Origin of the sequence: Variovorax sp. RO1 (assembly GCF_002849325.1) — a bacterium.
Taxonomy (GTDB): Bacteria; Pseudomonadota; Gammaproteobacteria; order Burkholderiales; family Burkholderiaceae_C; genus Variovorax.
This window is the reverse complement of sequence record NZ_PKMT01000002.1, coordinates 224,426-239,353: the sequence shown is the minus strand read 5'-3', so window position 1 is coordinate 239,353 and position 14,928 is coordinate 224,426. Positions and strand designations below refer to the sequence as shown.

9 protein-coding genes and 1 pseudogene are annotated in these 14,928 nt (G+C 68.0%); 6 read left to right on the top strand and 4 right to left on the bottom strand.

Going from position 1 to position 14,928, the window contains the following annotated elements; translation table 11 throughout:
* Positions 1–5 precede the first annotated feature (5 nt).
* From CY658_RS12280 to nirB, 3 genes are read right to left on the bottom strand one after another with little or no spacing between them, the layout of a single operon-like run.
* Positions 6–818 (bottom strand): formate/nitrite transporter family protein, encoded by an 813-nt coding sequence (locus tag CY658_RS12280; RefSeq protein ID WP_101490502.1) that lies wholly within the window; start codon positions 816–818, stop codon positions 6–8.
* A gap of 47 nt (positions 819–865) precedes the next feature.
* The gene (gene nirD / locus CY658_RS12275) at positions 866–1,207 is read right to left on the bottom strand and encodes a nitrite reductase small subunit NirD (RefSeq protein ID WP_101490501.1); all 342 of its coding nucleotides are present in this window, start codon (positions 1,205–1,207) and stop codon (positions 866–868) included.
* 25 nt (positions 1,208–1,232) lie between these two features.
* Positions 1,233–3,752, bottom strand: coding sequence for a nitrite reductase large subunit NirB (gene nirB, locus CY658_RS12270; protein WP_101490500.1), 2,520 nt, complete (start codon positions 3,750–3,752; stop codon positions 1,233–1,235).
* A 448-nt stretch (positions 3,753–4,200) separates the two neighbouring features.
* Between nirB and CY658_RS12265 the strand changes: the two are divergent.
* The 5 genes and pseudogenes from CY658_RS12265 to CY658_RS32755 all read left to right on the top strand — a co-directional run bounded on the left by CY658_RS12265 (position 4,201) and on the right by CY658_RS32755 (position 7,794).
* Positions 4,201–4,688 (top strand): annotated as a pseudogene (locus CY658_RS12265) (YbaK/EbsC family protein).
* The gene (locus CY658_RS12260; RefSeq protein ID WP_101490499.1) at positions 4,685–4,954 is read left to right on the top strand and encodes a DUF1289 domain-containing protein; all 270 of its coding nucleotides are present in this window, start codon (positions 4,685–4,687) and stop codon (positions 4,952–4,954) included. The pseudogene CY658_RS12265 and the gene CY658_RS12260 overlap by 4 nt, the downstream one beginning before the upstream one ends.
* A complete protein-coding gene (locus CY658_RS12255) occupies positions 4,951–5,595 on the top strand; it encodes a 2-hydroxychromene-2-carboxylate isomerase (RefSeq protein WP_101490498.1) in 645 nt (214 codons plus the stop codon). The genes CY658_RS12260 and CY658_RS12255 overlap by 4 nt, the downstream gene beginning before the upstream one ends.
* A 195-nt stretch (positions 5,596–5,790) precedes the next feature.
* Complete coding sequence (locus CY658_RS12250; RefSeq protein WP_101490497.1) at positions 5,791–7,485, top strand: MFS transporter; 1,695 nt, start codon at positions 5,791–5,793, stop codon at positions 7,483–7,485.
* 132 nt (positions 7,486–7,617) lie between these two features.
* Positions 7,618–7,794 carry a hypothetical protein gene (locus CY658_RS32755; protein ID WP_180838938.1) on the top strand — a complete coding sequence of 59 codons (177 nt, stop codon included), beginning with the start codon at positions 7,618–7,620 and terminating at the stop codon, positions 7,792–7,794.
* 9 nt (positions 7,795–7,803) lie between these two features.
* Here the strand turns inward: CY658_RS32755 and CY658_RS12245 are convergent, their stop codons facing one another.
* A complete protein-coding gene (locus tag CY658_RS12245; RefSeq protein ID WP_101490496.1) occupies positions 7,804–8,934 on the bottom strand; it encodes an ABC transporter substrate-binding protein in 1,131 nt (376 codons plus the stop codon).
* A 185-nt stretch (positions 8,935–9,119) separates the two neighbouring features.
* On the opposite strand from CY658_RS12245, the gene uvrA reads away from it, so the two are divergent.
* A complete protein-coding gene (gene uvrA / locus CY658_RS12240) occupies positions 9,120–14,870 on the top strand; it encodes an excinuclease ABC subunit UvrA (protein ID WP_101490495.1) in 5,751 nt (1,916 codons plus the stop codon).
* The last annotated feature ends 58 nt before the right edge of the window (positions 14,871–14,928 follow it).

Sequence of the window (14,928 nt, the reverse complement as noted above, 5' to 3'; positions counted from 1 at the left end):
GCGGTTCAGCCGATCACGCGCTTGGCGGCCGTCTTGTAGTGCGTGGCGTACAGCGTGAGGCCCACGAAGGTCAGGCCGCCGACGAGGTTGCCGACGACGGTGGGCAGTTCGTTCCAGATCAGGTAGTCCATGAAGGTGAACTTGCCGCCGAGCATCAGGCCGGCGGGGAACAGGAACATGTTGACGATGGAGTGTTCGAAGCCCATGTAGAAGAAGATCATCACGGGCATCCACATGCCGATGGCCTTGCCCGACACGGTGGTCGACATCATGGCCGCGACCACGCCGGTCGAGACCATCCAGTTGCACATCACGCCGCGAATGAACAGCGTGAGCATGCCGGCGGCGCCGTGCGCGGAGTAGCCCAGCGTGCGGCCTTCGCCGATGTGGCCGAGCTTCTCGCCGATGGCGTTGGGCGCCTCGCTGAAGCCGAAGGTGAAGATGATCGCCATGAACACCGCGACCGTCAGCGCGCCGGCGAAGTTGCCGACGAACACCAGGCTCCAGTTGCGCATCACGCCGGCCCAGGTGGCGCCGGGGCGCTTGTCGAGCACGGCCAGCGGCGCCAGCGTGAACACGCCGGTGAGCAGGTCGAAGCCCATCAGGTACAGCATGATGAAACCGACCGGGAACAGCATCGCGCCCACCAGCGCATTGCCGGTGTTCACGGTGATGCTCACGGCGAAGGCCGCGGCCAGCGCGAGGATGGCGCCGGCCATGTACGAGCGGATCAGCGTGTCGCGCGTGGACATCAGCAGCTTGGATTCACCGGCGTCGACCATCTTGGTCACGAATTCGGCAGGAGCGAGGTAGGCCATTCGGAGTCCTTGGAGAGAGGCTGAAAGAAAGAGAAGAGGGGGCGGCGTCAGGCGAGCGCGACGAGCACGCGGCCGTTTTCGACGCGCACCGCATGCGCGCGCACCGAGTGCTCGGGCGCCTCGAGGCATTCGCCGCTGCGCAGGTCGAAGTGGTTCTTGTAGAGCGGCGAGGCCACGACGATGCGATCGCCCAGGCTGCCGACCAGCCCGCGCGAGAGCACGCTGGCGCCGGCCTTCGGGTCGACGTTGTCGATGGCGAAGAGCGACGGCTCCTGGCTGACGCGGAAGATCGCCACGTGCACGCCGTCGACCAGCGCGCACACGCCGGTGTCGGGGAGGATGTCGCCGGCGGCGCACACGGCGGTCCAGTTCAGGGTGTCTGTGGTCATGGTGGGGGTGTCCTTTTTTGGTCGCTCAGGCGGCGCTGGTTTCGCGGCGCTCTTCGGGACGCGCGGGGCGGTTCTGGCCGCGCTCCTGCACGAAGACGATGTGCTCGTCGGGCTTCTCGCTGTTCACGAAGGAGCGGAAGCGCTGGCGCGTGGCGGGGTCGGTCACGGCGGTCTTCCATTCGCACTGGTAGGTGTCGACCACGTGCTGCATCTGGGTCTCGAGTTCGGCGCCCAGGCCCAGCGTGTCCTGCAGCAGCACGCCCTTGAGGTAGTCGAGGCCGCCTTCGAGGTTCTCGCGCCAGGTGCTGGTGCGCTGCAGGCGGTCGGCCGTGCGCACGTAGAACATCAGAAAGCGGTCGATCATGCGGATCAGGTCGGCCTTGGTCAGGTCGCTCGCCAGCAGCTCGGCGTGGCGCGGCTTCATGCCGCCGTTGCCGCACACATAGAGGTTCCAGCCCTTGTCGGTGGCGATGATGCCGACGTCCTTGCCCTGCGCCTCGGCGCATTCGCGGGTGCAGCCCGACACGCCGAACTTGATCTTGTGCGGCGCGCGCAGGCCCTTGTAGCGGTTCTCCAGTTCGACGGCCAGGCCGACGCTGTCGTCCACGCCGTAGCGGCACCAGGTGGAGCCCACGCAGCTCTTCACCGTGCGCAGCGACTTGCCGTAGGCATGGCCCGACTCGAAGCCGGCGGCGATGAGTTCTTCCCAGATGGACGGCAGCTGTTCGACGCGCGCGCCGAACATGTCCACGCGCGCACCGCCGGTGATCTTGGTGTACAGGCCGTACTTCTTGGCCACATGGCCCACGGCGATCAACCCGTCGGGCGTGACCTCGCCGCCGGGCATGCGCGGCACGACGGAGTAGGTGCCGTCCTTCTGGATGTTGCCCAGGAAGTAGTCGTTGCTGTCCTGCAGGCCGGCCAGGTCTTTCTTGAGCACGAACTCGTTCCAGCACGAGGCGAAGATGCTCGCGGCGGTCGGCTTGCAGATGTCGCAGCCCAGGCCCTTGCCATGTTTCGTGAGCAGGTCGGCGAAGCTGCGGATCTCGCCCACGCGGATGAGGTGGTACAGCTCCTGGCGCGAGTAGGGGAAGTGCTCGCACAGGTGGTTGTTCACGGCCATGCCGCGCTTGGCCATTTCCATCTTCATGACCTGCGTGACCAGCGGCACGCAGCCGCCGCAGGTGGCGCCGGCCTGGGTGCAGGCCTTCATCTCGGCGGGCGTGCACACGCCCTGGCCCACGGCCTCGCAGATCTGGCCCTTGGTGACGCTGTTGCACGAGCAGATCTGCGCGCTGTCGGGCAGCGCATCGACGCCCAGGCCCGGCCTGGCCTTGCCGTCGCTGGACGGCAGGATCAGGAACTCGGGCTCGTCGGGCAGCGCGATGCCGTTGAGCGCCAGCTGCAGCAGCGTGCCGTACTCGGTGGCGTCGCCGACCAGCACGGCGCCCAGCAGCTGCTTGCCGTCTTCGCTCACCACGATCTTCTTGTAGACCTGCTTGCGCTCGTCGATGTACTGGTAGGCGCGCGACTTCGGCGTCTTGCCGTGCGCGTCGCCGATGCTGGCGACATCGACGCCCATCAGCTTGAGCTTGGTGCTCAGGTCGGCGCCGGTGAAGGCGGCGTCGTCCTGGCCGGCGATGTGGCGGGCGGCCACGCGCGCCATGTCGTAGCCCGGCGCGACGAGGCCGAAGGTCTGTTCGTTCCACGACGCGCATTCGCCGATGGCGTAGACGTTGCGGTCGCTGGTGCGGCAGTGGCTGTCGATCGCCACGCCGCCGCGCGGGCCCACGGCCAGCAGGCTCTGGCGCGCGAGCTCGTCGCGCGGGCGGATGCCGGCGGAGAACACGATCATGTCGGTCTCCAGGTGCGTGCCGTCGGCGAACACCATGCGGTGCCGCGCGCTCGCGCCGTCGGTGATTTCCACCGTGTTGCGGCCGGTGTGCACGTGCAGGCCCAGCGCCTCGATGCTGCCGCGCAGCGCACGGCCGCCGCCTTCGTCGACCTGCACGGCCATGAGGCGCGGCGCGAACTCGACGACGTGCGTTTCCAGGCCCATGTCGCGCAGCGCCTTGGCGCATTCCAGGCCCAGCAGGCCGCCGCCCACCACCACGCCGCTGCGCGACTTGGCGCCGCAGGCCTTCATGGCGTCCAGGTCCTCGATGGTGCGGTAGACAAAGCAGTTCGGCCGGTCGCGGCCCGGCACGGCCGGCACGAAGGGGTTGGAGCCGGTGGCCAGCACCAGCTTGTCGTAGGCGATCACCTCGCCGTCGGCCGTGGTGACGGTGTTGTTGCGCCGCTCGATGGCCGCCGCGCGGGCCGCCAGGCGCAGCGTGAAGCCGCTGCGCTCGAAGAAGCCCGGCTCGACCAGCGACAGGTCGTCGGCTGTCTTGCCGGAGAAGTATTCGGACAGGTGCACCCGGTCGTAGGCCGGGCGCGGCTCTTCGCACAGCACGGTGACCTGTGCACCGGGAATGCCGAGCGTGTGGAGTTGCTCGAGGAATTTGTGGCCGACCATGCCGTGGCCGATGACTGCGATCTTCATTGGGGGTCCTGCACGCAACCGGCCCTGGAAGGCGCCCCCGCAGCCGCTGTCGAACAGACAGCGTCGTTGGGGCCCCCGCGACGGAACGGATGCGAAATGGGTTGGAGCAGACGAACCGGCGGCGGGCGGCCATCGGTGCGCTTGAACCCCGCCGTCGTTAGCGGAGGCACTGCGAACCCGCCGCAGAGGCCGGTGGGTCGCAACGTTGCTCAGCAATAAGCGTGCCGCGCGCCAAAGCCCGTGTGGCGGGCCTCATCGGCCGATGGCGCACCGAAAGCGGACCGGGCGCGGCGTGGAACGCACGGGCGTCGTGCGCCGGCGCTCTCCGCATTGGTGCGCCGGGGTGGAGGGGCGGATGCGGCGGTGGCGTCGGTGCGCGGGGCTTTTCCGTATGCTCGAGGCCTTGCAACGCAGGGCGAACGCCCCCACGAACCTCGAAGAACTTGCCATGTGCGGCTCCGAACTCCATTCCCTCCCTGAAGGTGTCCAGCGCGTCTCCCGCGTGCTGCAGGACGCCGGCCATCCCCATCGCCCCGCATGCTCGACGACGCCTGCCGCACTGCGCAGCAGGCCGCCGACGCGCTCGGCATCTCGGTCGGTCAGATCGCCAAGAGCATCATCTTCCGCCGCAAGAGCGACGAGGCGGCGGTGCTGGTCATCACCTCGGGCGACAAGCGCGTCGACGAGAAAAAGGTCGATGCCATCGTCGGCAAGACCGGCCGCGCCGACGCCGACTTCGTGAAGGCGCGCACCGGCTTCACCATCGGCGGCGTGTCGCCGGTGGGCCATGTGACGAAGCCCGTGGTGCTGATCGACCGCGAGCTGTTTCGCTTCGAGGAAATCTGGGCCGCCGCGGGCCACCCGCACGCCGTGTTCCAGCTGCACCCGAACGATTTAGAGAAGCTCACCGGCGCGCCGGTGGCCGACGTGGTGTGAACTTCGACGAAGCGCACGCGCTCGCCGAGCGCGCCACCGCCGTGCAGCGCACGGAGGGCGAGGTGCCTTCGCCGTGCTCGTCGGTGTGCCGCATGGACCGCCTGAGCGGCTTCTGCGAAGGCTGCCTGCGCACCATTCCCGAGATCGCCGGCTGGAGCAAGATGGAAGACGACACGCGGCGCCAGGTGTGGCGCGCGATCGAACTGCGCGCCCAGGCGGGCATCTGGCGCGTGCCCGAAACCACCCCCGGAGACACCGACGCATGAAGCACATCGACTTTTATCTCGACTTCATTTCGCCTTACGCGCACCTCGCGTTCGAGCACCTGCCCGAGGCGCTCGAAGGCCTGAGCGTGAGCGTGGCCTACAAGCCCGTGCTGCTGGGCGCGCTGCTCAAGCACCACGGCCAGCTCGGCCCGGCCGAGATTCCTTCCAAGCGCAGCTGGACCTACCGCCACGTGCTGTGGCTGGGCCAGGCGCATGGCATCCCCATCGAGATGCCGGCCTCGCATCCTTACAACCCGCTGCCGCACCTGCGCCTGGCCGTGGCCACGGGCGACGACGGCAGCATCAACCGCCTCGCGGCCGAGACCCTCTTTCGCCACGTGTGGCGCGGCGGCGAAGAAGCGGGCGACGCCACGCGGCTGGCCGCGCTCACGGCGCAGCTGCAGCCCAAGCGCGATGTGAACGGCGACGAGAACAAGGCCTTGCTCAAGCGCAACACCGACGAGGCCGTGGCGCAGGGCGTGTTCGGCGTGCCGTGCTACGTGGTCGACGGGCGCCTGTTCTGGGGTTTCGACGGCCTGGCGATGCTGCGCGCCTACCTGCAGGGCGATGCGTGGTTCGACGGTCCGCAATGGACCGGCGCCGACCAGCGTCCGTCTTTGTTGCGCAGCAGCAAGGGCTGAAAAGCCCGGATGAGGACAAACCCGCGCAGGGTCTTTGTTTCTTACAAGCTGAAACGAGCAGCGCGGGTTTCACCCTAAACCGTAAGCGCCCGTTCAGTTTCGCGAAAGCCTCGGGTCAGTCGCGCCTCCAAGAATGCCTCACGGTCCCGAATGCCGGGCACCGATGAACGCATACATACACACCAGGAGACGACGATGGCAGCCACGCTAGATTCAAGGGGAATGCCGCATCCGGCCCCCCGGCCCATGTCCGCGGAGGAGAAGAAGGTCATCTTCGCCTCCTCGCTCGGCACCGTGTTCGAGTGGTACGACTTCTATCTGTACGGTTCGCTCGCCGCGATCATCGCGAAGCAGTTCTTCAGCGGGCTGGATGCGGGCGCGGCCTTCATCTTTGCGCTGCTGGCGTTTGCCGCCGGCTTCCTGGTGCGTCCGTTCGGCGCCATCGTGTTCGGCCGCCTGGGCGACATGATCGGTCGCAAGTACACCTTCCTGGTGACGATCCTGATCATGGGCCTGTCGACGTTCATCGTCGGCCTCTTGCCCAGCTACGCGACCATCGGCGTCGCGGCGCCGGTGATCCTGATCGCGCTGCGCATGCTGCAGGGCCTGGCGCTCGGCGGCGAGTACGGCGGTGCCGCCACCTACGTGGCCGAGCACTCGCCGCACGGCAAGCGCGGTGCCTACACCTCGTGGATCCAGACGACGGCCACGCTCGGCCTGTTCCTGAGCCTGATCGTCATTCTGGGCGTGCGCACCTGGCTCGGTGAGCAGGCATTCGGCGACTGGGGCTGGCGCATTCCGTTCCTGGTGTCGATCCTGCTGCTGGGCGTCTCGGTGTGGATCCGCCTGTCGCTGAGCGAGTCGCCGGCCTTCCAGAAAATGAAGGCCGAGGGCAAGACCTCGAAGGCGCCGCTGTCCGAATCGTTCGGCGAGTGGAAGAACCTGAAGATCGTGATCCTGGCGCTGGTGGGCCTCACGGCCGGCCAGGCCGTGGTCTGGTACTCGGGCCAGTTCTATGCGCTGTTCTTCCTGACGCAGCAGCTCAAGGTCGATGCGACCACGGCCAACCTGATGATCGCCGCCGCGCTGCTGCTGGGCACGCCCTTCTTCGTGGTGTTCGGCACGCTGTCCGACAAGATCGGCCGCAAGCCGATCATCATGGCCGGCTGCCTGCTGGCCGTGGTCACGTACTTCCCGGTCTTCAAGATGCTGACCGAAGCCGCCAACCCCGACCTGGCCCGCGCGCAAGCCACGGCCGGCGTCACGGTGACGGCCGACCCGAAGACCTGCTCGTTCCAGGGCAACCCGGTGGCCCGCGAGATCGACTTCAAGAGCTCGTGCGACATCGCCAAGCGCTACCTCGTGCAGAACTCGGTGAGCTACGAAAATGTGGCCGGTGCGCCCGGCTCTGCCGCCGTCGTGAAGATCGGCGACAAGACCGTCGAGGCACCCACCGGCGTGGTCGCGAACTCCAAGTTCGACGAAGGCAGCGTCAAGGCCATTGCCGCCTTCAAGAAGGGCGTGGCCGAAGACCTGAAGATCGCCGGCTACCCGGCCAAGGCCGACCCCGCCAAGATCAACAAGGTGCTGACCATCGTGTTGCTGTTCTGGCTGGTGCTGCTGGTGACTATGGTCTACGGTCCGATCGCCGCGATGCTGGTCGAGATGTTCCCCACGCGCATCCGCTACACCTCGATGAGCCTGCCGTACCACATCGGCAACGGCTGGTTCGGCGGCCTGCTGCCGACCACCGCCTTCGCCATCGTGGCCTCGACCGGCAACATGTACAACGGCCTGTGGTACCCGATCATCATCGCGGGCATCACGCTGGTGATCGGCACGCTGTTCATCCGCGAGACCAAGGACGTGGACATCTACGCCAACGACTGATCTGCGCGCAGTTGGAGGGGGCCGCGCGGCGGCTGCCCTCCGTTCAACAAAGAGGCTTCATGCCCAGCGGCATGAGGCCTTTTTCTTGAACGCGCTTCATCCCCCTTTTCACCTTCTCAGGAGACAGTACCCATGTGGAAAATCGTTGTCGGCTTCGTCATCTTCGCCGCCATTGCCCTGTATGTGATTTCGATGGGCGGCGACAAGATCGACATGTCCGGCGAGAAGCACGGCGGCGACGCGACGCACGCGACCACGCCGGCGCCTGGCGCCTCGGCACCGGCTGCCGCGGCTTCCGCCGCGAAGTAACGGGCCCTGTCAGCGCTTGAAGCGGCCTTCGCTGATGATCGCGAGGTCCGCGAAGTCGATGCCGCTGTGGTCCTGCGGCGAGTAGCTCACCTCGAGCCCGCCGCCCAGGTCGTAGCCCTTGAGGCTTTCGAGCGCCGCGAGCACCTTGGCGCGCGTGGGCTTGGGGCCCGCGCGGCGCAATGCCTCCACCAGCACCTTGGCCGAGGCGAAGCCTTCGAGCGCGGCCGGTGACAGCTCGCCCTGGCCCTTGGCGCGGGCGAGCGTCAGTGCCTCTTTCACCATCGGCTGGCCCATCGAGCGTTCGTTGGGGAACACCTGCGTCACGATCACGCCGCGGCTGGCGTCGCCCAACTGCTTGATGAAGCCCGACGAGGCGTTGTTCGACAGCGTGACCACCTGCGCCGCCGAGCCCGCGGCGCGCAGCGCCTTGATGCCGTCGACCACCGCCACGCCCGAGCCGATCCATACCACCGCCTGCGCGTCGGCCTTCATGATGGCGGGCACGATGGTCTTGTAGTCGGGCTTCTCGCGGTCGGCCGGCACGGTGGCGATCGGCTGGGCCTTGCCCTTGGTGAAGCCGTTCATCGCGCCCTGCAGCGCGTCGGCGCCGAACGAGTCGGTGACGTGGACCACGGCGATGCGCGTGAGGCCGATGGTCAGCAGGTGCTGCACCGCCTTCTCGGCCTCGCGCTGGTAGGTGGCGCGCACGTTGAACACATGCTTTTGCAGCGGCTTGTGCAACACCATCGCGCCGGTCGAGGGGCCGATGAGCGCCACCTCGTTCTTGTCCAGGTACGGAATGATGGCCTGCGAGTGCGGCGTGCCGCGGCTCATGAAGAGCGCGAGCACCTTCTTGTCCTCGATGAGCGCGCGTGCGTTGTCGCCCGCGCGTTTCACGTCGAAGGCGTCGTCCATCCGGATCACCTCGATCTTCTCGCCGTGGATGCCGCCCTGGGCGTTGGCCGCGTCGATCACCAGCTGCGCGCCGCCGATGGTCTCGTTGACGCTCGCGGCCACCGAGCCGGTCATGCCGGCGGTCTGGCCGATCACGATCTGGGCGGAGGCACCCATCGCGCACAGCGCGAGCAGGGCGGCCACGCTGAGCGCGTGCCGTGAACCTGCCACTTTCTTCTTCGTCATGAAAGCCTTTCGGAGCCTTCGGGAGACTCACTGAACAATTGTGAAAACAAATGTCGCATTTGTTTCACAAAGTGTCTTGCGACGAATCCGGACAAACCCCTGCGCGGGCGCCGCCCATGCGCCGGCGTGGGCCGGAGCGTCACGAAGCTCTCCCTAGAATGTTTGCCCCACCCCTCAAGGCACTCATGACACAGGGCTCCATCCGGATTCGCGGCGCGCGCCAGCACAACCTCCAGAACCTCGACCTCGACATCCGCACCGGCGAGATGACCGTGGTGACCGGGCCCAGCGGCTCGGGCAAGTCGAGCCTGGTGTTCGACACCCTCTACGCCGAAGGCCAGCGCCGCTACGTGGAGACCTTTTCCGCCTATGCGCGCCAGTTCCTGGACCGCATGGACAAGCCCGCCGTCGACAAGGTGGAGGGCGTGCCGCCCGCCATCGCCATCGACCAGACCAACCCGGTGCGCTCGTCGCGCTCCACGGTCGGCACGATGACCGAGCTGAACGACCACCTGAAGCTGCTCTACGCGCGCGCAGCCCAGTTGTTCGATCGCGAGACCGCGCTGCCGGTGCGCCACGACTCGCCCGACAGCATCTACGCGCAGATCGCCGAGCGGGCGGCGGCCGCGGGCGATCCGCGCATCGTCATCACCTTCCCGGTCGAGCTGCCGGCCGGCACGTCGGCTGAAGAAGTGACGCAGTGGCTGTCGGCCAGCGGCTTCACGCGCGTGCAGGCCGAGCGCGAGGTGGCCACGCCCACCGGGCCGCGCAAGGTGCTCGACGTGGTGGCCGACCGCTTCCGCATCTCGAGTGCCGAGCGGGCGCGTGTGGTCGAAGCCATCGAGGTGGCACTCAAGCGCGGCAGCGGGCGCGTCACCGTGCATGCGACTGGCGCGGAAGAGAACGCACCCACCGACGTGTGGAAGTTCTCGACCGGCCTGCATTGCCCCGAAAGCGACATCCGCTACACCGACCCGATCCCGTCGATGTTCTCGTTCAACTCGGCCGTGGGCGCCTGCGACACCTGCCGCGGCTTCGGCCGCGTGATCGGCGTCGATTTGGGGCTCGTGATCCCGAACGACAAGCTCACGCTGCGCGCCGGCGCCATCAAGACCATCCAGACGCCCGCGTGGAAAGAGGCGCAGGACGACCTCATGCGCCACGCCGAGGCGGCCGGCATTCCGCGCGACACGCCGTGGAACAAGCTCACCGAGGAGCAGAAGCACTGGGTGATCGAGGGCACGCCCAACTACAAGGACGGCAACTGGAACAAGCAGTGGTACGGCGTGCGCCGCTTCTTCGGCTATCTGGAGAGCAAGGCCTACAAGATGCACATCCGCGTGCTCTTGTCGAAGTACCGCAGCTACACGCCGTGCCCCGTTTGCAGCGGCGCGCGCCTGAAGCTCGATCCGCTGCTGTGGCGCATCGGCAGCAAGGACGACGCCGACGCCGTGCTGCCGCCTGAAAAGCGCTTCCTGCCCACCGGCGCGAAGTGGAGCCGCGCCCAGCTCGAGGCACTGCCCGGCCTGTGCCTGCACGACCTGATGCTGCTGCCCATCGAGCGGCTGCGCAGGTTCTTCGACCGCGTGGAGCACCACGGCAATGGCAGCCCCGCGAGCGAAGGCGAGGCGCAGGCGCTGAAGCTGCTGTTCGAGGAAATCACCACGCGCCTGCGCTACCTGCACGACGTCGGCATCGGCTACCTCACGCTCGACCGCCAGAGCCGCACGCTCAGCGGCGGCGAGGTGCAGCGCATCAACCTCACGACGGCGCTGGGGACCTCGCTGGTGAACACGCTGTTCGTGCTCGACGAGCCCAGCATCGGCCTGCACCCGCGCGACATGAACCGCATCACCGAGGCCATGCTGCGCCTGCGCGATGCCGGCAACACGCTGGTGGTGGTCGAGCACGACCCGGCCGTGATGCTTGCCGCCGACCGCGTGATCGACATGGGCCCCGGCCCCGGCGTGCGCGGCGGACAGATCGTGTTCGACGGCACCACCGACATGCTGCGCGACGCCGACACGCTCACCGGCCAGTACCTGGGCGGGCGCAAGAAGATCGGCATGGGCTTCAAGCGGATCGTGAGCGAGAACACGCACCGGCTCATTCTCGAAGGCGTGCGCGAGCACAACCTGAAGAACATCACGGTCGACTTTCCGCTCGCGCGCCTCGTGTGCGTGACCGGCGTGAGCGGCTCGGGCAAGTCGACGCTGATCCAGGACGTGCTGGCACCCGCGCTCATGCGCCACTTCGGCAAGGCCACCGAGACGCCGGGCGCGCACGACCGCATGCTCGGCGCCGACCACCTGGGCGACGTGGTGTTCGTCGACCAGTCGCCCATCGGCAAGACCGCGCGCTCCAACCCCGCGAGCTACGTGGGCGCGTGGGACGCCATCCGCGAAATCTTCGCCACCGCGGCGCTGTCGCGCCAGCGCGGCTACACCGCGAGCAAGTTCAGCTTCAACTCCGGCGACGGGCGCTGCCCGACCTGCGGCGGCTCGGGCTTCGAGCACGTCGAGATGCAGTTCCTGTCGGACGTGTACCTGCGCTGCCCCGACTGCGACGGCAAGCGCTACCGGCCCGAGATTCTCGAAGTGAAGATCGAGCGCAAGGGCAAGGGCTACAACGTGGCCGATATTTTGGAACTCACCGTGGCCGAGGCTGCGGCGCTGTTCGACACCGACCGCGACGTGCTGCGCGTGCTGCAGCCCATCGTCGACGTGGGCCTGGACTACGTGAAGCTCGGCCAGCCCGTGCCTACGCTGTCGGGCGGCGAGGCCCAGCGCCTGAAGCTCGCGGGCTTCCTGGCCGAGGCCGCCAAGAGCGCGACCGCGAGCCGCCAGATGGTGGCGCGCAAGGGCACGCTGTTTTTGTTCGACGAGCCGACCACCGGCCTGCACTTCGACGACATCGCGCGGCTCATGCGCGCGCTGCGCAAGCTGCTCGACGCCGGCCATTCGCTGATCATCATCGAGCACAACCTGGACGTGATCCGCGCCAGCGACTGGCTCATCGACCTCGGCCCCGAAGGCGGCGAGGGCGGCGGCGAGGTGGTGGCCGAGGGCACGCCCGAGCAGCTACGCGAAAACCGCGCCTCGCTCACCGGCGCGGCGCTGGCCGACTACGAACTGGCCATCGGCCCCGGCGCCTACAAGGTGGCCGAACGCGCCGCGCGGCGCTACATCGCCAACGCGAAGACGGCGCCGGGCAGCAACGCCATCGAGATCGTCAACGCGCGCGAGCACAACCTGAAGAACCTCAGCGTCGACATTCCGCGCGGCAAGTTCAGCGTGGTGACGGGCGTGAGCGGCTCAGGCAAGTCGACGCTCGCGTTCGACATTCTGTTCAACGAAGGCCAGCGTCGCTACCTCGAATCGCTCAACGCCTACGCGCGCAGCATCGTGCAGCCCGCGGGCCGGCCTGAAGTGGATGCGGTGTACGGCATTCCGCCGACCGTGGCCATCGAGCAGCGCCTGTCGCGCGGCGGCCGCAAGAGCACGGTGGGCACCACCACCGAAGTCTGGCACTTCCTGCGCCTGCTGTACGTGAAGCTGGGCATCCAGCACTGCGTGCACGACGGCGCGGCCGTGCAGCCGCAGACGCCCGACAGCATCGCCGCGCAGCTCATGCGCAACTTCAAGGGCCAGCACATCGGCCTGCTCGCGCCGCTGGTGAGCAACCGCAAGGGCGTGTACACCGAGCTGGCCGACTGGGCGCGCCCGCGCGGCTTCACGCACCTGCGCGTGGACGGCGACTTTTTGCCGACCACGGGCTTCCCGCGCATCGACCGCTTCAAGGAACACAGCATCGAGCTGCCCGTGGCCAGCCTCGACGTGCTGCCCTCGCAGGAGAACGAGCTGCGCGCCGCACTCACCAAGGCGTTGGAGCACGGCAAGGGCGTGGTGCATGTGCTGAGCGAACTCGACGGCCTGCGCGCCGCGATGATGGCCGGCGTGTCCGCCGTGGGCATCGGCCGCGTGCAGGTGTTCTCCACGCTGCGCGCCTGCCCGGTGTGCAGCACCAGCTATGCCGAGCTTGATCCGCGCCTGTTCAGCTACAACAGCAAGCACGGCTGGTGCCCCGACTGCGTGGGCACGGGCGTGAAGCTCAGCAAGGACCAGCGCAAGGTCTTCGACGATTCGATCCGCGACGACGACAGCAAGGGCCGCGAGCAGACCTTCGCCGAACCCGAGGTGGAAGACCTCGCCGACGTGGCGTGCCCGACCTGCGAAGGCACGCGCCTGAACGCCACCGCGCGCGCCGTGGGCTTCGGCACCGCGGCCGACGGCTCGGGTGGCATCGGCATCACGCAGCTCGCGCGCATGAGCGTGACCGAGGTGCGCCAGTGGTTCGAAGGGCTGGTGCTCACCGGCCGCGAAGCCGAGATCGCACGTGACCTTGTGCCAGAGATCAAGAGCCGCCTCGAGTTCCTCGAAGAGGTGGGCCTGGGCTACCTCACGCTCGATCGTGGCGCGCCCACGCTCTCGGGCGGCGAGGCGCAGCGCATCCGCCTGGCGGCGCAGCTGGGCAGCAACCTGCAGGGCGTGTGCTACGTGCTCGACGAGCCGACCATCGGGCTGCATGCGCGCGACAACCAGATCTTGCTGAACGCACTGCACAAGCTCGGCGAAAAGGGCAACACGCTGGTGGTGGTGGAGCACGACGAAGACACCATCCGCCGCGCCGACCACATCATCGACATCGGTCCCAGCGCCGGCAAGCGCGGCGGCCGCCTCGTGGCCGAGGGCACGGTGGCCGACATCCAGAAGGCGAGCGATTCGCAGACCGGCCGCTACCTGCGCGATGCCATCAAGCACCCGCTGCAGGCGCGCCGCCTGATTCCCTCGCCCGATCCGAAGGCGGAAGACAGCGGCAACTGGCTCACCGTGCACGGCGCCGACCTCCACAACCTGCAGGACGTGACCGCCACGCTGCCGCTGCACCGCCTCGTGGTGGTCACCGGCGTCAGCGGCTCGGGCAAGTCGACGCTCGCGCGCGACGTGCTGCTGGCCAGCGTGCAGGGCATCGTCGTGCAGCGCATGACCAAGGCCGGCCGCGACGCCGATGCCGCGGGCAAGCGCCCGGCCTGGATCGGTTGCCGCGGCGTCGACGGCTACGCGGTCATCGACCGCGTGCTCGAGGTCGACCAGACCCCCATCGGCAAGACGCCGCGCAGCTGCCCCGCCACCTACATCGGTTTCTGGGACACCATCCGCAAGCTCTTTGCCGACACGCTGGAAGCCAGGGCGCGCGGCTACGGTCCGGCGCGCTTCAGCTTCAACACCGGCGAAGGCCGCTGCCCGGGCTGCGATGGCGCGGGCGTGCGCACCATCGAGATGAGCTTCCTGCCCGACGTGAAGGTGCCCTGCGAGGTCTGCCACGGCGCGCGCTTCAACCCCGAGACGCTGGCCGTGAGCTGGCGCGGAAAGAGCATCGGCGACGTGCTGAAGATGGAGGTCGACGAAGCGGTCGAGTTCTTCGCCAGCATGCCCAACATCGCGCATCCGCTGCAGCTGCTGAAGGACGTGGGCCTGGGCTACCTCACGCTGGGGCAGCCGTCGCCCACGCTGTCGGGCGGCGAGGCGCAGCGCATCAAGCTGGTGACCGAGCTCAGCAAGGTGCGCGACGACATCACGCGCCGCGGCCAGAAGCCGCCGCACACGCTGTACGTGCTCGACGAGCCGACCGTGGGCCTGCACATGGCCGACGTCGAGAAGCTGATCCACGTGCTGCACCGGCTGGTGAACGGCGGCCACAGCGTGGTGGTGATCGAGCACGACCTCGACGTGATCGCCGAAGCCGACTGGATCATCGACCTCGGCCCCGAGGGCGGCAACGCCGGCGGACGCATCGTCGCGGCAGCGCCGCCGGAGGAGGTGGTGCGATTGGGTACGCACACTGGCGTAGCTCTTAAGGCCGTGTTGGCACGTTGACGCGCGCAGGCGCACAATGGCTTGAACCCTTGGCGCAGGCGCATCCTGAATCAGCCAT